Source organism: Oerskovia merdavium (genome assembly GCF_014836755.1).
Classification (GTDB): domain Bacteria; phylum Actinomycetota; class Actinomycetes; order Actinomycetales; family Cellulomonadaceae; genus Oerskovia; species Oerskovia merdavium.
The window spans coordinates 1-20700 of the sequence record NZ_JACSQF010000024.1; the positions used below are offsets into that span (position 1 = coordinate 1).

Here is a 20700-nt window from a genome sequence, read left to right on the forward strand (position 1 = left end):
GAGTTCGAACGCCAGACCCTGGCCCTCGCGGCCTGAACCACTCAACCCCGCGAGTCAACTAAATCCGGGGCAGTCCCGAACGCCAGACCCTGGCCCTCGCGGCCTGAACCACTCAACCCCGCGAGTCAACTAAATCCGGGGCAGTCCCGGGGCAGTCCCAACCGGCACGCACTCCACTCACGGAGCAGGTACCGCACAGCGGCCTGACCCGGACGCAACCGGTAGGTGTAACGAACCTTCACACCCACACCTATACGACAACCACAACACCAGGTACTTGATCCAACGCGCGAACCAGGACCCATCCCTCCCCACAGCTCAAGCCGGGGTCTCCTCGGCCCCTGGACCCCACCTCGGTGACCGACCCCGACCGAATGAAGGAAGTGCATGCGCCTGGTTAGCGCGCGTCCCACGGCCACCCGCCGCCCGTCCAGGCACATCGTCTCGGCGTGGAACGTCGCCCAGGTCGAGGACATGGCGCTGCCGCCGTGCCACGCGCTGTTCCAGTTCTACGTCGCCGACGGACGCCTCTCGTGCCAGCTCTACCAGCGCAGCGCCGACCTGTTCCTCGGCGTGCCGTTCAACGTCGCGTCCTACGCCCTGCTCACCCACATGGTCGCCGCCCAGGCCGGGCTCCAGGTCGGAGACTTCGTGTGGACCGGCGGGGACTGCCACATCTACGACAACCACCTCCAGCAGGTGCGTGAGCAGCTGGGGCGCGACCCGTACCCCGCCCCGACGCTGCACCTGGCCGAGCGCGCGTCGATCTTCGACTACGCGTACGAGGACGTCCAGGTCACTGGCTACCAGCACCACCCGGCGATCAAGGCACCCGTGGCGGTCTAGCGATCTCGTCCCGCGAACCTACGCGGGCTGCTCGACGCTCCGCGCGACGCGCGAGGACATCGAGCGACCCGCCGTATGGCCTGCCGGGGGAGCGGCGGCGTCTCGTGCTACGACGTCGAACGGAGGGGCCCGGCCCCCTCTGGCGTTCGGTGAAGCTCGAAATCCAGGACGTCGGCTCGCAGGACTGGCCACGTGTGCGAAAGGAGCGACTCGTTGCGCTGATCGAGCTGGGCGTGGCGGTAGATCCGACCAAGCAACTGGACCGCTTCCACCGACTTGGCCGTGGCCTGGCGTGCGTTGGCGTCATTGTTCGACACGAGTGCACGGGCCACCCGGCGTCCCAGCGCAGCCTCGCGAGCGTCGGAGGGGACCATGGCGGACGACGCACAGGTGATCCCGAGAGGGCTGGTAACGACTCTCCACTCGCCATCGCCGGAGGTGACCACGCGTCGACGGTGCGGATTGCTCGTCATGAGCAGGTAAAGGACGCTCGCGGAGCCGACGAAGCTCAGCATGGAGACTGCGCCCAGATACGGGCCGACCGCCAGCTCAGTGGCCGATGAAAGGGGGGAGATACTGATCCCCACGGCGACTGCGCAGCCGTAGAGCCCGAGGACTCCGATGAGCCCTGCGACTGCGCAGTCGATCCAGGTGCGACGCATCAAATGTTGGTGCACACGCCGTCGATGGGCGTGCTGCCTACGAAGTTCTTCTGCCACAAGTAGGCAGAGTAGCGGTAGTTCGTCGGAGCGTTCGGTGCGACAGCCAAGAGCGTGCCGCCGCCGCCGATCGTCTTGGAGATGTTGTCGGCGATCCGGCCGTTCGTCGAGCAGTCATAGCTCGTCGTGATCCGCTTGTAGCGCCACTGCAAGCCGAGGAGCTCTCCTCGGCGTAGCCCGGTGCGCCCGACGACGATCCAGCCCATCGACAGGTCGGTGTCGTCGTGGGGGCACCAGCTCAGGAATGCCTTGAGCTGTGCAGCAGTCCAGGGGTGGATCTCGGGCTTGGCGGACTTCACCTCCCGTGCCGTTGGAGGGTTGGCCTGGGGGAGCTTGGCCGGGTTGGTGGCGATGAGGTGCTCGGCCAGGGCTCCGTCCAGGATGCTCACGAGCAGGGCGTGGACCTTGCGGACGCTGTTGGGTCCTAGGCCTGTTCCTTCCTTGCCCCGGTCGTGGTTGCCGCGGGCTTCGAGGTCGCGGTAGAGCCGGGCGATGCGCGCGGCCCGCAGGTCCACCAGCGGTACGGACCCGATGTGCGGGTCGATGTGCAGGCGCACGTAGCGGCGGTAGGTCTCGACCGTCGACGTCGATGCCCGGCGTCCGGCGAGCCAGTCTGCGGCGAACTGGGACACGGTCACCTTCGTGTCGACGGTGGCGCGCCCGGTCTCGACCTCGGTGACGGCAGCCCGCAGGGCCTTCGCCGCTTCGCCCTTGGTCGTGAATCCTGCCTGCGTCTTGCGCTTGGTCCCGGCGTCGGGGTCGTCGGGGTTGATGGGGACTCGCCAGGTGATCCGGAAGCGGATGCCAGCAGCGGTCCGGTACTCGAAGACCGAACCGTCTCCGCGTCTGCGACGTCTTGCGCTCATGCAGCGGCCTGACCGGACGGGTCGTTGGTCAGGAGCGCGAGGAGCTTCTCGCGGGGCACGACGATGCGACGTCCGACGCGCAGGTGGGGGATCTCGCCGGCGTCGAGGGCCTTGTCCAGGGTGCGCTTGTCGACGTCGAGGATGCGGGCGGTCTCGGCCCTGGTGATGGTGGCTCGCCGGCTCGCGCGCAGCTCGTCGAGGGTGCTGATGGCGCGGGGCTCGGTGGCGGTCTCAGGCGCCTGGCTCTGTGTGCTCATGCTCACCACCTATGCGGCGATGTGTCGTACAGCACCTGGCCGTTTCGGGGTGCTTCTGGATGGCTACTTGAAACGGTAGTCACATCGGTAGTCACATTTGGCCCCTCTGAGAGGGGGCAAATGGAGTGTTTCCGCAGGTCACGGGCCTGACGTAGAGGTGCCCCGGGTGGGATTCGAACCCACACTGGATCGGGTTTGAGCCGAACGCCTCTGCCGGTTGGGCTACCGGGGCATCGACCGTCAGGGGACCTCGAAGAGCCCGCTGCGGTGCGTGGACCATCGAACCACAGAACCGGGACGAAACGAGAATCACATCCGTCCAGCGGGGCGCGGGGGGTGTTCTCCCACTACGATGAGGGACGTGAGTGACGACAACGCGCAGCCCGATGCCACGGCACCGCTCGACCTGCCCCCCCTGATCCAGCCCGAACCGAGCGCCGTGGCCGAGGCCGCGCCCGCGCCGTCGGGCGCCCGTCCTGCTCGTCGAGCGGTCGTCGCCGAGGACGAGGCCCTGATCCGCATGGACGTCGTCGAGACGCTCCGCGAGGCAGGTTTCGACGTCGTCGGGGAGGCGGGTGACGGTGAGACCGCGGTCAGGCTGGCGCTCGAGCTCAAGCCTGACGTCGTCGTCATGGACGTCAAGATGCCCGAGCTGGACGGCATCTCGGCCGCCGAGCGGATCGGCAAGGCGCACGTCGCGCCCGTCGTCCTGCTGACCGCCTTCTCCCAGAAGGAGCTCGTCGAGCGTGCGCGCGACGCAGGAGCCATGGCGTACGTCGTCAAGCCGTTCAGCCCCTCGGACCTGCTGCCGGCCGTGGAGATCGCGATCTCCCGCTACTCGCAGATCAGCGCCCTCGAGTCCGAGGTCGCGGACCTGGCCGAGCGCTTCGAGACCCGCAAGCGCGTCGACCGCGCCAAGGGCCTGCTCATGACCAAGATGGGGCTCTCGGAGCCGGAGTCGTTCCGGTGGATCCAGAAGACCTCGATGGACCGTCGCCTCACCATGCGTGAGGTCGCGGACGCCGTGATCGAGCAGGTCGGCGGCGCCTGATCCGGCGTGCTCGTCGCCCGGGACCGGCCTGTGAACTGCCCCTTTGTTCGGGACGCTCAACAAGGCTATCGTCATGGACAGGTGTCCAGTTCGACGGACCGGACACTCACGAAGCATCAGTCGATCGATGACCGGGGGCGTTCGTCGGTGGCAGGTAGCTCGTCTGCCACCGGGGTGCTCCGAGGTCGGAGGGTCCTATGAGGAGGTTCCACGTGCGTGCAGCAGTTGTGGTCAGGCCTGCGGTCGGCGACGACCTTCCTGGCGTCGCCGTGCTGTGTGCCGAGGCGCGTCGTGAGTCCGCCGCGGGCCCCCAGGTCTGCCTCTCGGACGAGTCCAAGCTGGTCCGCCAGCTGAGCGTCCTCCTCGCGGTCCCCGGCGGATCGATCCTCGTAGCATTCCAGGACGACGTCCCCGTGGGATTCCTCCTCGCCCGCGCCCTCGAGCCGCACATCTTCAACGACGAGCCGAGCCTCTACATCGAGGCCCTCTACGTCTCGCAGGACGCGCGCCGTCGCGGGGTCGGGCACGCTCTGCTCACCGCGACCGCCGAGCTCGCGGCCCAGAACGGTGCGGTCGACGTCTTCTCCGTGCCCATCCCGGGCTCGCGCGGCGTCCAGCGCTTCCTCGCCCGGCTCGGGTTTGCGCCCGCCGCCGGGCACCGTGTGGTCTCCACGTCGGTGCTCCAGCGCCGCCTCGCGGCGGACTCGGGCGCCTCGCGTCGCGGGACCCGCGGTCTCGAGGACCTCATCGCCCGCCGTCGCAAGGCCCGGACCGAGGGACAGACCGGCCCCGTCGACCTGCGCGCCTTCCACGATGACCTCCGTGAGTCGACGGTCCCGCTCGTGAGCGAGACCGCAGCCCGCTGACACAGGCGCCCCGACGAGTGAGGCCCGGCACCGAAGGAAGACCTTCGCGCCGGGCCTCTCTCGTCGCCCGTGGTCAGCGCCCGTCGAGCACCATGCACGTGAGACGGGCCGTGCAGACCCGCCGGGCCTCGTCGTCGACGACGACGATCTCGTAGCTCGCGGTCGTCCGCCCCAGGTGCAGAGCCGTCGCGACGCCGTGCACCGACCCTGAACGCACCCCGCGGTGGTGCGTGGCGTTGATCTCGATGCCCACGGCCGCGCGCCCCTCGCCCGCGTGGATCTGGGCTGCGATCGAGCCGAGGGTCTCGGCGAGGACGACCGAGGCTCCGCCGTGCAGGAGCCCCGCCGGCTGGGTGTTGCCCGCGACCGGCATGCTGCCGGTGACGCGGTCGGGCGCGACCTCGACGAGCGTGATGCCCATGCGTTCGATGAGGGTGCCCGCGGTGCTGGCCCGCAGCGCTGCGAGTGCCGCGTCGTCGGGGAAGGTGGTCGGGCTCTCGGCTCCGTGCGTGTCAGTCATAGCGGATAGGTTTGCACTCGTGACCACCACTTCGCGACCTCGCCTCCTGCTGATCGACGGACACTCGATGGCCTACCGGGCCTATTTCGCCCTGCCGGTCGAGAAGTTCTCGACGACCACGGGGCAGTCGACGAACGCCGTCTACGGGTTCGTCTCGATGCTGACGAACCTGCTGCGCGACGAGAAGCCGACGCACGTCGCGGTCGCGTTCGACGCCGGGCGTGCGTCGTTCCGCACCGAGGTCCTGCCGACCTACAAGGGCACGCGCGACGCCAGCCCCGAGCCCTTCAAGGGTCAGGTCCCGCTCATCAAGGACATCCTCGCGACGCTCAACATCCCGGTCCTGCAGAAGGAGAACTTCGAGGCGGACGACATCTTCGCGACCCTCGCGACCCAGGCGGCAGCCGCGGGCATGGAGGTCCTGGTCTGCTCGGGAGACCGCGACTCGTTCCAGCTCGTCGACGAGGACGTGACGGTGCTCTACCCCAAGGTCGGCGTCTCGACCCTGGCGCGCATGACCCCGGACGCGGTCCTCGAGAAGTACGGCGTCCCGCCCGAGCGCTACCCGGACCTCGCGGCCCTCGTCGGTGAGACGAGCGACAACCTCCCCGGCATCCCGGGCGTGGGCCCCAAGACGGCCGCCAAGTGGATCAACGCGTACGACGGCCTGGACGGCGTGCTCGCCTCGGCCGACAAGATCACGGGCAAGGCCGGGGAGAACCTGCGGGCCAACCTTGACCAGGTGCGCCTCAACCGCCAGCTCAACGCCCTGCTGACGGACATGGAGCTCCCGCTCGGCCCGGACGACCTTCTGGTCCAGCCGTGGGATCGCGAGGCAATGCACCGCGTGTTCGACGCCCTGGAGTTCACGGCCCTGCGCGAGCGCCTGTTCGCGCTCGCCCCCGAGGGCGAGGAGGACGTCGAGGAGGGCTTCGACGTGTCGCTCGCCACGCTCGGGCAGGGGGAGCTCGGTGGCTGGCTCACGGCCCGCAAGGAGCGCCCGGTGGGCCTCGTGGTCGCGGGCAAGGCGGCCCCGGTAGGCGGGGACGCATGGTCGCTCGCTGTGGCGGACGACGGCGCCGCAGCGGTCGCGGTGGACCTCGCCAGCGTCGCGGTCGTCGACGAGCAGGCGCTCTCGGCGTGGCTCGCGGACGCCGACGCGCCCAAGGTCGTGCACGGGGCCAAGGCCACGTGGCACGAGCTCGCGGCACGCGGTTTCGACCTGCAGGGCGTCGTGTTCGACACCGAGCTTGCGGCCTACCTGTGCCACCCGGACCAGCGCGGCTACGACCTGGGCGACCTCGCGATCCGGCACCTCAAGCGCGAGCTACGCGTCGAGGCCGTCGACGACGAGCCCCAGGGAGCACTTGATCTCTCGCTCGACGGCTCGGGCGAGGACAAGAGGGACGCCGTGCGCGCCGCCGGAGTCCTGGACCTCTCGGAGGTGCTGGTGGGTGAGCTGCGGGACCGCGGCGCGGACCACCTGCTCAAGGACCTCGAGCTGCCGCTCGTCGACGTGCTCGCCCGCATGGAGTCGCGCGGCATCGCCGCGGACGTCGAGTACCTCACCGAGCTCGAGAAGCACTTCAGCGAGCTCGTCGCGACGGCCGCGACCGAGGCGTACGACGTGATCGGGCGCGAGGTGAACCTGGGCTCGCCCAAGCAGCTCCAGGAGGTCCTGTTCGACCAGCTGGGCATGCCCAAGACCAAGAAGATCAAGACGGGGTACACGACGGACGCCGCGGCCCTCGCGGACCTGTTCGCCAAGACCGGCCACCCGTTCCTCGAGCACCTGCTCGCCCACCGCGACGCCACGCGCCTGCGCCAGACGGTCGAGGGGCTACTCAAGTCGGTCGCTCCGGACGGGCGCATCCACACGACGTTCCAGCAGACCATCGCGGCGACCGGGCGGCTCAGCTCGACCGACCCGAACCTGCAGAACATCCCCATCCGCACCGAGGCCGCGCGCCGGATCCGCCGCGCGTTCGTGGTGGGCGAGGGCTACGAGACCCTGCTGACCGCGGACTACAGCCAAATCGAGATGCGCATCATGGCGCACCTGTCGGGCGACGAGGGCCTCATCGAAGCGTTCCGGTCGGGCGAGGACCTGCACAGCTACGTGGGCTCGCGCGTGTTCGACGTCCCGACGGACCAGGTCACCCCGGCCATGCGCTCCAAGATCAAGGCGATGTCCTACGGCCTGGCATACGGCCTGTCCTCGTTCGGCCTCTCGCAGCAGCTCAACATCTCGGTCGGCGAGGCCGCAGGTCTCATGGAGGACTACTTCAAGCGCTTCGGCGGCGTGCGCGACTACCTCACGGGCGTCGTCGACGAAGCTCGGGTCACGGGCTACACCGCGACCATCCTGGGGCGTCGCCGCTACCTGCCGGACCTCACGAGCGACAACCGCCAGCGCCGCGACATGGCCGAGCGCATGGCGCTCAACGCCCCCATCCAGGGCAGCGCAGCCGACATCATCAAGGTCGCGATGCTGGGCGTCCAGCGCGCGATCGACGAGCAGAACCTGCGCTCGCGCCTGCTGCTCCAGGTTCACGACGAGCTCGTGGTCGAGGTCGCAGCGGAGGAGCGGGACGTGGTCGAGGAGCTCCTGCGCCGCGAGATGGGGGCAGCCGCCGACCTCTCGGTCCCGCTCGACGTCTCGGTGGGAGCAGGCCGCACCTGGCACGACGCCGGCCACTGACACCCCGTCCGCCCTCGGCAGGAGAGTGCAGGGCCGTCCGCCGTCAGCGGGCGGCCCTCCGCCGTCCGAGGCTCAGGACCGCGTGAAGCGCGAGCCGCCGTACTTCTTGTGGACCGCCTGACGGCTGACCCCCAGGATCGTCGCGATCGCCGCCCAGGGAATCCCGCGGGACCTTGCGCGGCGGACGACGAGAGCCTCGCGCCGGTCGGCCTCGTCCCGGAGGTCGCGGAGCGCCGCGAGCGCGCGCAGCGGATCGTCGTCGTCGGCCGCGCGGACGAGCATCGTCATGTCGGGCTCCTTCATCGGTACCTCCGGTAGCGGGTCTCCCCGGTCCAGGTGGCGAGCAGTCGCCACGTTGTCAACATAGGTTGACGTCTCGTAGTGCGTCAACCCATGTTGACGCGCTAGGTGCGACGTGCCGGTGGATCAGACCGCGCTGCGGGTCCGGAAGATCGCCGTGCCGGGGAGGTACGCGCCCCGCACCGGCCCCCAGCCGCCCCAGACCTCCTGGTTGTCAGCCGGCCACTCGGGCTCCACGACGTCCTCGACCAGGAGTCCGGCGGCGACGACCTCGCGGACGTGGTCCCCGAACGTGCGGTGGTACTCGGCATAGGCGACACGCCCGGCGGTGTCGGTCTCGACGTAGGGTCGACGGTCGAAGTACGAACGGTTCGCGGTCAGCCCGTGCGTGCTCGGGTCGTCGGGGAAGGCCCAGCGCAGCGGATGGGTCACCGAGAAGACCCACGACCCCCCGGGCCGCAGGACGCGAGCGACCTCGCGATGGATCGCTCCGGCGTCGGGCACGAAGGGGATGGCGCCGAACGACGTGAAGGCGACGTCGAAGCTCGCGTCGGCGAACGGTAGTCGCCGGGCGTCCGCCTGGACCAGCGGGACCGGGACCCCGGTCGAAGCGTTGAGCGCGGCGCCCCTGCGCAGCATGCCGCCCGACACGTCGGTCGCGACGACCTCGACGCCGCGCGCGGCGAGCCAGCGCGAGCACTGCGCGGCGCCCGCGCCGACCTCGAGCACGCGCCGCCCGTCCAGGTCTCCCAGGAGGTGCGCGTCGGCCTCGCGGAGCCCCTCGGGGCACCAGCAGAAGTCGACCGCCCCCAGGAAGTCCCCGTGCTCGTCGAGGTACTCCTCGGCGTTGGCGTCCCACCAGGTGCGACCCGCGGCGCCGCCCTGCTCCGCCGGGACGTCCCGGTACCCGACCGATCCGATCGTCTCATCCGTCATGCATCTATCGTCTCGCGACGAGGGGCGTGCGTCAGCATCCGCCCAGGTGATCGATAGGGTAGGGGCTGGTCGGTCGAGCGATGGCGCTGGTCCGCCTTCCGACGATCACTCATCACGAGACGAGGTTCGAGTTGCGCATCGGTCTGCTCACAGGTGGCGGGGACTGCCCCGGTTTGAACGCGGCCATCAGGGCCGTCGTCAAGCAGGGGATGGGCGAGTACGGACACACGATCATCGGGTTCCGGAACGGGTGGAAGGGCGTCGTCGACGGCGACATCATCCCGCTCGGGCGCCAGGACATCCGCAACGTGCTCCCGGTCGGGGGGACCCTTCTGGGGACGGCGCGTTTTCACCCGCACGCCTCCGACGGTGGGATCGACGCGGTCCTGGCCACGGTCGAGGCCGAGCGCCTCGACGCCATGATCTGCATCGGCGGCGACGGCACGCTGCACGCGGCGAGCAAGGTCGCGGACGCCGGTGTGAACATCGTCGCGATCCCCAAGACGATCGACAACGACGTGGAGGGCACCGACCTGTCGATCGGGTTCCACACGGCCGTCAACATCGCGACCGAGGCGATCGACCGTGTGCACACGACCGCCGAGAGCCACAACCGTGTCATGGTCGTCGAGGTCATGGGCCGCCACGCGGGCTGGATCGCGGTGAACGCGGGCATCGCCGGTGGCGCCGAGGTCGTGCTCGCCCCCGAGGACCCGTTCGACATGGACGCCATCGAGAAGTTCCTGCGTCACCGCCACCGTGCGCACGCCAACTTCTCGATCGTGGTCGTCGCCGAGGGGGCCGTGCCGCGCGAGGGCAGCAGCATGAACTTCACGCAGGAGCTCGGCAAGTACGGCGAGATCATCGCAGGGTCGATCGGCGAGCGTGTCTCGGCGGAGATCGCCAAGCGCACGGGGTTCGACACGCGCCTGACCGTCCTCGGGCACGTCCAGCGCGGCGGGGAGCCCACGCCGACGGACCGCATCCTCGGCAGCCGCTTCGGCGTGGCCGCGGTCGACGCCATCTCGCGCGGCGAGTCGAAGGTCATGACCGCGTTGCGCGGGGAGAGCGTCGTCCTGGTGCCGCTCGACGAGATCGCCGGCAAGGTCAAGCACGTCCCGGCGGAGCTGCTGCGCGTCGCGCACGCGCTGTCCTGACCGGCGCACACGTACTGCGCGACGGCCGTCCGTGGGACCACGGGCGGCCGTCGCGCGTCGTCGGGCGGGTGCGTTCCCACGCTCGGGGGAGACTGCCAGAATCTCCCTTTGACCCCTGCGCCTTTCCGCCGATAAGATGTCTGACGGTGCAGTGCGCCTACCGCCCTACCTTCTGCCTGAGACGTGATGCCGATCCGTGTCCGTCGTGGCGGGACCGTTCCGTGCTCGGAGCGGAGGTCACCGGTGGTGACCACCACAGCAGCATCCCTATCCGAACTACTTCCTGTCCGCATCGGAGCATCGAACTCAATGACCATCTCCACCCCCGCGAAGTCCGCACCTCAGGTTGCCATCAACGACATCGGCACCGAAGAGGACTTCCTTGCCGCCATCGACGCCACCATCAAGTACTTCAATGACGGTGACATTGTCGAAGGCACGATCGTCAAGGTCGACCGCGACGAGGTTCTCCTCGACATCGGCTACAAGACCGAGGGCGTCATCCCCTCCCGCGAGCTGTCCATCAAGCACGACGTGGACCCCGGGGACGTCGTCAAGGTCGGTGACGCAGTCGAGGCCCTCGTCCTCCAGAAGGAGGACAAGGAAGGTCGCCTGATCCTCTCCAAGAAGCGCGCTCAGTACGAGCGTGCCTGGGGCACGATCGAGAAGATCAAGGAAGAGGACGGCGTCGTCACCGGCACCGTCATCGAGGTCGTCAAGGGCGGCCTCATCCTCGACATCGGCCTGCGCGGCTTCCTGCCCGCGTCGCTGGTGGAGATGCGTCGCGTCCGCGACCTCCAGCCGTACGTCGGCAAGGAGATCGAGGCGAAGATCATCGAGCTCGACAAGAACCGCAACAACGTCGTCCTGTCGCGTCGTGCGTGGCTCGAGCAGACGCAGTCCGAGGTTCGCTCGACCTTCCTGCAGACGCTGCAGAAGGGCCAGGTGCGCCCCGGTGTCGTCTCCTCGATCGTCAACTTCGGTGCGTTCGTGGACCTCGGCGGCGTCGACGGTCTGGTGCACGTCTCCGAGCTGTCCTGGAAGCACATCGACCACCCCTCCGAGGTCGTCGAGGTGGGCCAGGAGGTCACGGTCGAGGTCCTGGACGTCGACTTCGACCGCGAGCGCGTCTCCCTGTCGCTGAAGGCGACGCAGGAGGACCCGTGGCAGACCTTCGCTCGCACGCACGCCATCGGTCAGGTCGTGCCGGGCAAGGTCACGAAGCTCGTTCCGTTCGGTGCGTTCGTCCGCGTCGAGGACGGCATCGAGGGCCTCGTGCACATCTCCGAGCTGGCTGTCCGCCACGTCGAGCTGCCCGAGCAGGTCGTCAACGTCGGTGACGAGGTCTTCGTCAAGGTCATCGACATCGACCTCGAGCGTCGCCGCATCTCGCTGTCGCTCAAGCAGGCTAACGAGGGCGTGGACCCGGAGTCGGACGACTTCGACCCCGCGCTGTACGGCATGGCTGCCGAGTACGACGAGCAGGGGAACTACAAGTACCCCGAGGGCTTCGACCCCGAGACCAACGAGTGGCTCGAGGGCTTCGAGGCTCAGCGCGAGACGTGGGAGTCGCAGTACGCGAAGGCTCACGAGCGCTGGGAGGCTCACCGCAAGCAGGTCGCCGAGGCTCTCAAGGCCGACGACGAGGCCGTCACGTCGGGCGAGTCCACCAGCTCGGCAGCGACCTACTCCTCGACCCCGGTCCAGGACGAGGCTGCCGGCACGCTGGCCTCGGACGAGGCGCTCGCCGCTCTGCGCGAGAAGCTCACGGGTAACTGATCTCCTCCTGGCTTCGCGGCCAGGGTGATCTTCTGACAGGACCCGCCACCTTCGGGTGGCGGGTCCTGTCGTGTCTGGGGTCGGCGAGCGCGGCACGCCGGGTCGCCTAGGGTGTGACGATGCCGTGGACCACCCAGAGCACCAGGACCGTGTACGAGAACCCGTGGATCAGGGTCCGGGAGGACCAGGTCGTCCGGCCGGACGGGGCGCCCGGGATCTACGGCGTGGTCGAGATGCGGTGGCCGTCGGTCTTCGTCGTGGCCCTCACCGACGCCGACGAGGTCGTGCTCGTGACCCAGCACCGGTACGCGACCGGGTCCGTCTCGATCGAGGTTCCGGCAGGAGCGACCGACGGCGAGGACCCCTTGGTCGCGGCCCGGCGCGAGCTCCTCGAGGAGACCGGGCTTCGCGCCCGGGAGTGGGTGCACGTCGGAGGAATGGACGCCCTCAACGGGGTGGCGAACGCCCCCGAGCACGTCTTCGTGGCTCGAGGGCTGACGGGCTTCCCGCCCGTCGCGGACGCCCGAGGCGCCGACGCAGGAGCCGGCGACCGGGACGGACGTGCCCCCTCGGCCGCACAGGCCGAGGAGGGGATCTCCCGCGTCGAGGTCCTGCCCTTCGGGCAGGTCCTGGGGATGGTCGCCGACGGGAGGATCCGCGACGGCGAGAGCATCGCGGCGCTCGCACTGGCAGGACTGTGGCTCGGCCGGTTCGTGTGAGCACCCGGGCGTTGCGCCCGACCGCACGTCAGGCGACCACGCCCTCCACGTGCGCGGAGACCACGAGACCGTCCGGACGGGTGGTCCCGGTCGCGCCGTCGTGCGCGGCCCCGTCGCCGTCCGTCGCGAACTGCGTCCGGTACAGCTCCGCGTAGAGCCCGCCGTGCGCCAGGAGCTCGGAGTGGGTCCCGGTGCTCACGACGCGTCCCTGGTCGAGCACGACGATCATGTCCGCCTGGCGGACCGTCGAGAGCCGGTGCGCGATCACGAGCGAGGTGCGTCCCTGGAGCGCCGCGTCCAGGGCGAGCTGGACGGCGGCCTCGGACTCGGAGTCGAGGTGCGCGGTCGCCTCGTCGAGGACGACGAGCGAGGGTGCCTTGAGGAACAGCCGGGCGATGGCCAGGCGCTGACGCTCGCCACCCGAGAGACGGTAGCCGCGGTCCCCGACCACCGTCTCAAGGCCTGCGGGGAGCGACTCGACGAGGTCGGCGACGTGCGCCTGCCGCAGGGCGGTCCACAGCTCGGCGTCCGTGGCCGCGGGCTTCGCGTAGCGGAGGTTGCCGGCGATGGTGTCGTGGAACAGGTGCGCCTCCTGGGAGACGACCCCCACGGTGTCCTGGAGCGACCGCTGCGTCACGTCGCGCAGGTCGCGGCCCGCGATGCGCACGGAGCCACCCGTCGGGTCGTACATGCGCGTGACGAGCTGCGAGATCGTGGTCTTGCCCGCTCCCGAGGGTCCGACGATCGCGACGATGGCGCCCGCGGGCACGGCGAACGAGACCTCGGTGAGCGTGTCGGTCGTCGGGTCGGAGGACTCGGTCGCCACGGCCTCGAGCGACGCGAGCGAGACGTCCGCGGCGCCCGGGTAGCGGAAGGTGACGTGCTCGAGGGCGAGCGTCGCGCCGTGGTGAGCGACGTCGTCGGACAGGTCGCCGGCGTCCGGTGCGTCCGTGACGGACGGCTCGAGGTCGAGGACCTCGAGCACCCGCTCGAAGCTGACGAGCGCGGTCATGACGTCCACCTGGACGTTGGACAGCGCGGTGAGCGGGCCGTACAGGCGAGCGAGGTAGGCGGTCAGCGCGACGACCACGCCGACCGTGAGCGTCCCGCGGATGGCCATGAGGCCGCCGAGCCCGTAGACGATCGCGACGGCGACCGAGGCGACGGTCGTCAGCGCGACCCGGAAGACCGTCGCGTACATGGCGGAGGTCACGCCGATGTCGCGCACGCGTCCGGCCTGCTCGGCGTAGGTCGCGGACTCCTGCGCGGGGCGCCCGAAGATCTTCACGAGGTGGGCGCCTGCGACGTTGAAGCGTTCGTTCATCATCTGCGCGGCGTCGGCGTTGAGGGCGTAGCTCTCGCGCGTGATGCCCGCGAGCCGGCGGCCGACCCAGCGTGCGGGCAGCACGAACACGGGCAGGAGCGCGAGCGCGATGAGGGTGAGCTCCCACGACATGGAGAGCATCGCCGCGAGCACGAACACCACGGTCAGCAGGTTGGAGAAGACGTTGGACAGCGTCGAGGTGAAGGCCTGCTGGGCTCCGAGGACGTCCCCGTTGAGCCGCTGGACGAGGGCGCCGGTGCGGGTGCGGCTGAAGAACGCGAGCGGCATGCGCTGGACGTGGTCGAACACCGCGGTCCGCAGGTCGAAGATGAGGCCTTCGCCCACGCGTGCCGAGTACCAGCGCTCACCGACGCTCAGGACCCCCGAGACCAGGGCGAGGAGTGCGACGACGAGGGCGATCCGCACGACCACGTCGACCCGGCCCGCCGTGATGCCGTCGTCGATGAGGGCCTTGAAGAGGAGCGGGGTCACGGCGCCGGCCGCGGCGTTGAGCGCGATGAGCACGAGGAACACGGCGAGCTGCGCCTTGTAGGGGCGCGCGAAGCCGAGGATCCGCCGGACGGTCCCGCGGTGCAGTCGTTGCTTGGTGATCGAGGAGTCCTGGCGGAAGGTGCGCATGCCGGAGCCGCCGCCGAAGGGAGAGGGGAAGGACACGTGGCCTCCAGAGGGTCGGAGGGGAGCGGCGGAGGAGGGGCCTCGACGCCGGTAGTGAGCCTACCTCACCATGAGTTGGTTCACAATATCCTGTCCGGCGGCTAGTCTCGTGCCTGTGACGACAGACTTCGACGCCGAGAACGCCGAGTTCCTCACCCTCCTGCACGCCGCGATGCGCAGCGTGCGCCGTGAGGCGGGGGAGCGGCTGGGGCGCGCCCGGACGACCCCGGGACAGTTCCGCATGCTGCGCGCGCTCGCGCACAGCGACGGTCCCCAGCGCCCCAGCGCCCTCGCGGGCATGCTCGACGTCGCTCCCCGCTCCGTGACGTCCAAGGTCGACGACGCCGAGGAGGCCGGCCTCGTGCGCCGCCTGCCCGACCCGACCGACCGTCGCGCCACGCTCGTCGAGCTCACCGAGGCCGGGCGCGAGACGCTCGCGCAGGTCGCCGCCGAGCGCGAGACCAGCGCCGGCACCCTCCTGGCCCGCCTCGACGAGGCGGACCGGCACGAGCTCCTGCGTCTGCTGCGCGCGGTGGCCGGGGACCGGGCCGAGGCCCCAGGGCGTGCGCACCGGCCATGACTGGCAGGATGGACCCATGTTTCGCGTAGGCCTGACCGGCGGGATCGCAGCAGGGAAGTCCGTGGCTCTCGACCGCTTCGCCGAGCTCGGGGCGTGCGTCATCGACTCCGACGTGCTCGCGCGCGACGCGGTCGCGCCCGGGACCGTGGGCCTCGCCGAGGTCGTCGAGGCGTTCGGCGAGTCCGTGCTCGCGCCCGACGGCACGCTCGACCGTGCTCGCCTGGGCACCGTCGTCTTCAGCGACGACGAGGCGAGGCGCCGGCTCAACGCGATCGTGCACCCCGAGGTGCGCCGTCTGTCGGCCGAGCGCGAGGCGCTCGTCGCCGCGCGCGACCCGCGCGCCGTCGTCGTGCACGCGATCCCCCTGCTCGTCGAGACCGGGCAGGCCGACTCGTTCCACCTCGTCGCCGTCGTCGTGGCCCCCGAGGACGTGCGCGTCCGGCGCCTCGTCGAGTCGCGCGGCATGAGCGAGGACGAGGCGCGCGCGCGCATCGCCGCGCAGGCCACCGACGAGGAACGGCTCGCCGCGGCCGACGTGACGCTCGACGGCAGCGGTGCGCCCGAGGCGCTGCGCGCCGAGGTCGACGCGCTCTGGGAGCGCATCGTCCAGGAGACGGCCGAGGAGCTCGCGTGACCGTCCTGCTCTCGGGCTTCGAGCCGTTCGACGGCGCGACGACCAACCCTTCGTGGCTGGCCGTGAGCGCGCTGCGCGACGCCTGGACCGGTGACGAGCCTCTCGTCGCGGTCAAGCTGCCCTGCACGTTCGACGGGGCGTGGCCCGCGCTCCGGGCAGCGATCGAGCGGCACGAGCCGCGGGTCGTGATCGCGGTCGGGCTCGCGGGTGGAACCACCGCGGTCCGCCTCGAACGCGTCGCCATCAACGTGATCGACGCGCGGATCCCCGACAACGCGGGCTCCGCTCCGGTGGACGTACCGGTCGTCGCGGACGGACCCGCGGCCTGGTTCACGGGGCTCCCGCTCAAGCCGAGCCTGGTCGCGGTCCGCGAGGCCGGTGTCCCGGTCGCGGTCTCCAGCACCGCGGGCACGTACGTGTGCAACGCGACGTTCTATGCGCTCATGCAAGGGGTGTCCGGACAGGAGGGGGTGCGTGCGGGGTTCGTCCACGTGCCCGACGTCGAGTCCCTGCCGCTCGCCGCGACCGTCGAGGCCCTGCGGGTCGTCGTCGAGACGGCCTGCGCGGACCTCGACGGGGCGCTCGGAGCGGGCGGCGACGCGGCACGCGTCTCGGCGGGCGCCGAGCACTGACGGCACCGGGCGCCCGTGTCGTCGAGCTCGGGGGCGGACGGGCACGCCACGGGCCCCAGGATGATCCCTGGGGCCCGTGGCGTGTCAGGTGTCCTTCGGAAGTACGGTGCTCAGCTCGTGGCGCGGCGCCGAGCCAACACGACGAGACCCGCGCCGGCGCCCAGGAGCACGACGGAGATCAGGACGACGAGGGCCGTACGCGCCCCCGTGCTCGCGAGCCCGCGCTCGTCCTCGGCCGAGGGGGAGGGAGTCGAGGACCGGTCGGACGGCGTCGCGGTGCTGTCGGCAGGCGGTGTGGTGGCCGGGGGAGAGGCCTTCTCGGTAGGCGTCGTGGTCTCGTCCGTGGGTGGAGTGCTCTCGCGAGGCGCGGGCTCCTCGGGAACGTCCTTGTCGACCGGCGGGGTGGTCGACGTCGGAGGGACGACGAGAGGCGTGGAGGGCTCGGGGTCGCAACCGAGCGACGTCAGGCCGATCCACGGGTAGTTGTGGTGCTCGAGCCCGCTGCCGCCGTTCCCACCGAACGTCAGGTCGCCGCCGACCCAGAGCCTGCCGTTGGTGCTGGTGCTCTGGACGACCTTGACCGAGGGCTCCGGGGCGAGGATCGATCCGACGGTCTGGCTGTTGCCCGAGAGGGTGAGCGAAGTGGCGTCGGGGAAGTTCCACAGGATCCGGGGCGCCCACGTCCCCAGGGCGGTGAACGTGTCGATCCGCTGGCCGATCGACTCCGCTGCGGTGTGGACCATCGTGAAGTCGACCGTGCTGCCCGAGACGTTGACGACGATCGGGGCCGAGGTGCCGACGTTCGCGAAGACGAGCGTGCCGTTCGTCTTCTTGAGCTCCTGGGCCGTCAGGGAGAAGACCTGCGGGGCGCTGGTCCCGTCGCCCGTGAGCGACGCGAACCCGCCGGTCGTGCCGAGCGAGCCCGTCGCGGTGAGCGCGGCGAGGTCGGCGGAGGCCGTCCTGAGGAGGGTGCTGGCGGCCTTGGCGCTCGAGGCGGGTGCGGAGCTGTCGGGCTTCCGGACGCCGCCGTTGAGCTCCATGGCCCCGCTGATCGAGCCCGTGGCCGCCACGTTGCCACCCTGGGCGATCCCGTGCCCGACGTCGATGCGTCCGTTCGAGACGGAGACGCCGCCGTCCGCGACCAGCATGTCGCTCCCGCCGGGCGGGACGATCTGGGACCCGCCGCCGGCGCGGCCGAAGTTCATCAGGCCACCCGTCGCGATGTCGATGCTGCCTCCGGCCAGGAGGACCCCCTCCGACTCGGCGGCGCCGGGCCGGGCGGCGTAGTCGCCCCCGACGAAGACTGCGACGCCCGCGTCGGTGAAGGCGGGGCCGCCGGTCGAGATCCCTGGCAGGGTGCTCGACGGCGTGCACACGGGGGTGGCGGCCAGGGGCGAGGCGACCGCAGCCGGAGCGCCGGCGAGACCGACCAGTCCGGTGGTCAGCGCGCCGGTGACGAGCGCGCCGAGAAGGGAACGCCGGGGTGTCCGGCGCGTCGTGCTGAGGAACATCGATGTCTCCGGGAGGGGGTCGTGGACGCGAAAGTAAGTTCTGTGTACAAATCCGGGCCAGATGTATCCATCGACGTCTGTTTTGTCGGGGATCGCACGGGATGGCAAGGATTACGGGCACACTAGGGCGCTCCTTCGCGACACGCCAAATTTTCGGCCGGGTGAATGTCGCCCCGCCGTGCGAGGGGCGTGAGAGGGCTGCTGGGCCGAGTGTCGGTGGTTCGCCGTACCGTGGACTCATGCGACCTGTCACCGATCTCCAGCGCACCGTCGCCCCCTTCGAGGTCATCTCCGACTACACGCCCTCGGGCGACCAGCCGACGGCCATCGCCGAGCTCTCCGAGCGGTTGCGGGCGGGGGAGAAGGACGTGGTGCTGCTCGGCGCGACCGGGACCGGCAAGTCCGCGACGACCGCCTGGCTGATCGAGGAGCTGCAGCGGCCCACGCTGGTCATGGCACCGAACAAGACGCTGGCCGCCCAGCTGGCGACCGAGTTCCGTGAGCTGCTGCCCAACAACGCGGTCGAGTACTTCGTCTCGTACTACGACTACTACCAGCCCGAGGCGTACATCGCCCAGACGGACACCTACATCGAGAAGGACTCGTCGATCAACGACGAGGTCGAACGCCTGCGGCACTCCGCGACCTCGTCGCTGCTGACGCGCCGTGACGTCGTCGTCGTGGCGTCGGTGTCGTGCATCTACGGACTGGGCACCCCGCAGGAGTACGTCGACCGCATGGTCCGTCTCGACGTCGGAGACCAGGTCGAGCGGGACGTGATGCTCCGCCAGTTCGTCACCATGCAGTACACGCGCAACGACATGGCGTTCACGCGTGGCACGTTCCGCGTGCGGGGCGACACGGTCGAGATCATCCCCGTGTACGAGGAGCTCGCGATCCGTATCGAGTTCTTCGGTGACGAGATCGAGGCCATCCACCTGCTGCACCCGCTCACGGGGGAGGTCGTGCGGTCGGAGACGAGCGTCAACCTGTTCCCCGCGACGCACTACGTCGCCGGCCCGGAGCGCATGGAGCGGGCGATCACCTCGATCGAGGCCGAGCTCGAGCAGCGGCTGGCCGAGCTCGAGCGGCAGAACAAGCTGCTCGAGGCCCAGCGCCTGCGCATGCGCACCACGTACGACATCGAGATGATGCGCCAGATCGGGTCGTGCTCCGGGATCGAGAACTACTCGCGGCACATCGACGGCCGTGAGGCCGGCACGGCCCCGCACACGCTCCTCGACTACTTCCCCGAGGACTTCCTCCTCGTGATCGACGAGTCGCACGTGACGGTGCCCCAGATCGGGGCCATGTTCGAGGGGGACATGTCGCGCAAGCGCAACCTCGTCGACCACGGGTTCCGTCTGCCGAGCGCCATGGACAACAGGCCCTTGCGCTGGGAGGAGTTCGTCGAGCGGATCGGGCAGACGGTCTACCTGTCGGCGACGCCCGGGAAGTACGAGCTCTCGATGTCGGACGGGGTCGTCGAGCAGATCATCCGTCCCACGGGACTCGTCGACCCGGAGATCGTGGTCAAGCCGACCACGGGCCAGATCGACGACCTGCTCCACGAGATCCGTGAACGGGTCGAGCGCAACGAGCGGGTCCTGGTCACGACGCTCACCAAGAAGATGTCCGAGGACCTCACGGACTACTTCCTGGAGCGGGACGTGCGTGTCCGCTACCTGCACTCGGAGGTGGACACGCTGCGCCGTGTCGAGCTGCTCCGCGAGCTCCGCCTGGGTGAGTACGACGTCCTGGTCGGCATCAACCTGCTCCGCGAGGGGTTGGACCTCCCGGAGGTCTCGCTCGTCGCGATCCTGGACGCCGACAAGGAGGGCTTCCTGCGGTCGGGGACGTCGCTCATCCAGACGATCGGGCGTGCGGCCCGCAACGTCTCGGGCCAGGTGCACATGTACGCGGACAAGATCACCCCGGCCATGGCGCAGGCGATCGAGGAGACCACCCGACGCCGCGAGAAGCAGGTGGCCTACAACCTGGAGCACGGGGTGGACCCCACCCCGCTGCGCAAGAAGATCGCCGACGTCACGGACATGCTCGCGCGCGAGGACATCGACACGCAGGAGCTCCTCGCGGGTGGCTACCGGCAGCCGGGCAAGGGCAAGGCCCCCGTGCCGGCAGGGGGCAAGGCGGGTGCGGCCACCAACCGGCTCGCCGGGGTCGCCGCGGGCGAGCTCGCCGACCTGATCCAGGAGCTGAGCGACCAGATGCACGGAGCGGCGGCCGAGCTCCAGTTCGAGCTCGCCGCCCGGCTGCGCGACGAGATCTCCGGCCTCAAGAAGGAGCTGCGCCAGATGCACTCCGCGACCGCCTGACCGGTTCCGCGGGCCGGCCCCGGGTGCGGCGGGTCGGTCTGCGGGATGATCCGGCTGCCCGTGACGGTTGTGGAAGGCGTGGGCGACTCGCGGTGGCGATGGCCTATGCTTGCTCGGTTGAAGGGGAGTATTCCCGAACACGGTGATGTCGTCATCACGGTCGACGCAATCGTCGGCCCGGTGTCACCGGTCCAGCACGGCCACCCCTCGCGACCGCCCTCGGGCAGGTCGGTGGCCAGACGTGGGCGGAAGAGACCTTCGGTACTCAGTGCTACGTACCGGAGGTATGTG

18 protein-coding genes, 1 tRNA gene and 1 pseudogene are annotated in these 20700 nt (G+C 70.1%); 11 read left to right on the forward strand and 9 right to left on the reverse strand.

From position 1 onward, the window contains the following. Positions 1-432: 432 nt before the first annotated feature. Positions 433-846: pseudogene (thyA, locus tag H9641_RS17755) on the forward strand (thymidylate synthase); the annotation flags it as partial. A gap of 107 nt (positions 847-953) precedes the next feature. On the opposite strand, the gene H9641_RS17760 reads toward thyA, so the two are convergent. The 4 genes from H9641_RS17760 to H9641_RS17775 all read right to left on the reverse strand — a co-directional run bounded on the left by H9641_RS17760 (position 954) and on the right by H9641_RS17775 (position 2920). Next, the gene (locus H9641_RS17760; protein WP_191805750.1) at positions 954-1508 is read right to left on the reverse strand and encodes a hypothetical protein; all 555 of its coding nucleotides are present in this window, start codon (positions 1506-1508) and stop codon (positions 954-956) included. Next, positions 1508-2431, reverse strand: a complete 924-nt coding sequence (locus tag H9641_RS17765; RefSeq protein WP_191805751.1) for a site-specific integrase — start codon at positions 2429-2431, stop codon at positions 1508-1510. The genes H9641_RS17760 and H9641_RS17765 overlap by 1 nt, the downstream gene beginning before the upstream one ends. Further along, positions 2428-2688: a helix-turn-helix domain-containing protein gene (locus H9641_RS17770; RefSeq protein WP_191805752.1), complete on the reverse strand. Its 261-nt coding sequence runs from the start codon at positions 2686-2688 to the stop codon at positions 2428-2430. The genes H9641_RS17765 and H9641_RS17770 overlap by 4 nt, the downstream gene beginning before the upstream one ends. A 158-nt stretch (positions 2689-2846) precedes the next feature. Continuing rightward, positions 2847-2920 (reverse strand) — tRNA-Leu (locus H9641_RS17775). Positions 2921-3040: 120 nt separating this feature from the next. Between H9641_RS17775 and H9641_RS17780 the strand changes: the two genes are divergently transcribed. Further along, positions 3041-3739: an ANTAR domain-containing response regulator gene (locus H9641_RS17780; protein WP_191805753.1), complete on the forward strand. Its 699-nt coding sequence runs from the start codon at positions 3041-3043 to the stop codon at positions 3737-3739. Between the two features lie 212 nt (positions 3740-3951). Further along, positions 3952-4605, forward strand: a complete 654-nt coding sequence (locus H9641_RS17785) for a GNAT family N-acetyltransferase (RefSeq protein WP_191805754.1) — start codon at positions 3952-3954, stop codon at positions 4603-4605. Between the two features lie 73 nt (positions 4606-4678). Here the strand turns inward: H9641_RS17785 and H9641_RS17790 are convergent, their stop codons facing one another. Beyond that, a complete protein-coding gene (locus H9641_RS17790; RefSeq protein WP_056761907.1) occupies positions 4679-5125 on the reverse strand; it encodes a hotdog fold thioesterase in 447 nt (148 codons plus the stop codon). Positions 5126-5192: 67 nt separating this feature from the next. Between H9641_RS17790 and polA the strand changes: the two genes are divergently transcribed. Next, a complete protein-coding gene (gene polA / locus H9641_RS17795; protein WP_404821969.1) occupies positions 5193-7826 on the forward strand; it encodes a DNA polymerase I in 2634 nt (877 codons plus the stop codon). Between the two features lie 72 nt (positions 7827-7898). Here polA and H9641_RS17800 read toward each other — a convergent pair whose 3' ends face one another. Together H9641_RS17800 and H9641_RS17805 are read right to left on the reverse strand one after the other, a co-directional pair. Next, complete coding sequence (locus H9641_RS17800; protein ID WP_225220676.1) at positions 7899-8114, reverse strand: helix-turn-helix domain-containing protein; 216 nt, start codon at positions 8112-8114, stop codon at positions 7899-7901. 138 nt (positions 8115-8252) lie between these two features. Further along, positions 8253-9062: a class I SAM-dependent methyltransferase gene (locus H9641_RS17805; RefSeq protein ID WP_191805755.1), complete on the reverse strand. Its 810-nt coding sequence runs from the start codon at positions 9060-9062 to the stop codon at positions 8253-8255. A 131-nt stretch (positions 9063-9193) separates the two neighbouring features. Between H9641_RS17805 and H9641_RS17810 the strand changes: the two genes are divergently transcribed. The 3 genes from H9641_RS17810 (at position 9194) to H9641_RS17820 (ending at position 12717) form a co-directional block, all read left to right on the forward strand. Further along, the gene (locus H9641_RS17810) at positions 9194-10219 is read left to right on the forward strand and encodes a 6-phosphofructokinase (protein ID WP_056652217.1); all 1026 of its coding nucleotides are present in this window, start codon (positions 9194-9196) and stop codon (positions 10217-10219) included. Positions 10220-10528: 309 nt separating this feature from the next. Next, a complete protein-coding gene (gene rpsA / locus H9641_RS17815; RefSeq protein ID WP_056651541.1) occupies positions 10529-11998 on the forward strand; it encodes a 30S ribosomal protein S1 in 1470 nt (489 codons plus the stop codon). Between the two features lie 119 nt (positions 11999-12117). Continuing rightward, complete coding sequence (locus tag H9641_RS17820; protein WP_191805756.1) at positions 12118-12717, forward strand: NUDIX domain-containing protein; 600 nt, start codon at positions 12118-12120, stop codon at positions 12715-12717. A 28-nt stretch (positions 12718-12745) separates the two neighbouring features. Here the strand turns inward: H9641_RS17820 and H9641_RS17825 are convergent, their stop codons facing one another. After that, a complete protein-coding gene (locus tag H9641_RS17825) occupies positions 12746-14680 on the reverse strand; it encodes an ABC transporter ATP-binding protein (protein ID WP_191805790.1) in 1935 nt (644 codons plus the stop codon). 151 nt (positions 14681-14831) lie between these two features. Between H9641_RS17825 and H9641_RS17830 the strand changes: the two genes are divergently transcribed. The 3 genes from H9641_RS17830 to H9641_RS17840 are packed head-to-tail and all read left to right on the forward strand — an operon-like array spanning position 14832 to position 16562. Further along, positions 14832-15296 (forward strand): MarR family winged helix-turn-helix transcriptional regulator, encoded by a 465-nt coding sequence (locus H9641_RS17830; RefSeq protein ID WP_191805757.1) that lies wholly within the window; start codon positions 14832-14834, stop codon positions 15294-15296. Between the two features lie 16 nt (positions 15297-15312). Beyond that, positions 15313-15930: a dephospho-CoA kinase gene (coaE, locus tag H9641_RS17835; protein WP_191805758.1), complete on the forward strand. Its 618-nt coding sequence runs from the start codon at positions 15313-15315 to the stop codon at positions 15928-15930. Next, positions 15927-16562, forward strand: coding sequence for a pyroglutamyl-peptidase I family protein (locus tag H9641_RS17840; RefSeq protein ID WP_191805759.1), 636 nt, complete (start codon positions 15927-15929; stop codon positions 16560-16562). The genes coaE and H9641_RS17840 overlap by 4 nt, the downstream gene beginning before the upstream one ends. A gap of 110 nt (positions 16563-16672) precedes the next feature. Here the strand turns inward: H9641_RS17840 and H9641_RS17845 are convergent, their stop codons facing one another. Beyond that, positions 16673-18073 (reverse strand): choice-of-anchor A family protein, encoded by a 1401-nt coding sequence (locus H9641_RS17845; RefSeq protein WP_191805760.1) that lies wholly within the window; start codon positions 18071-18073, stop codon positions 16673-16675. 239 nt (positions 18074-18312) lie between these two features. Here H9641_RS17845 and uvrB point away from each other — a divergent pair, with 239 nt between their 5' ends. Next, positions 18313-20409: an excinuclease ABC subunit UvrB gene (gene uvrB / locus H9641_RS17850; protein ID WP_191805761.1), complete on the forward strand. Its 2097-nt coding sequence runs from the start codon at positions 18313-18315 to the stop codon at positions 20407-20409. Positions 20410-20700: the final 291 nt, after the last annotated feature.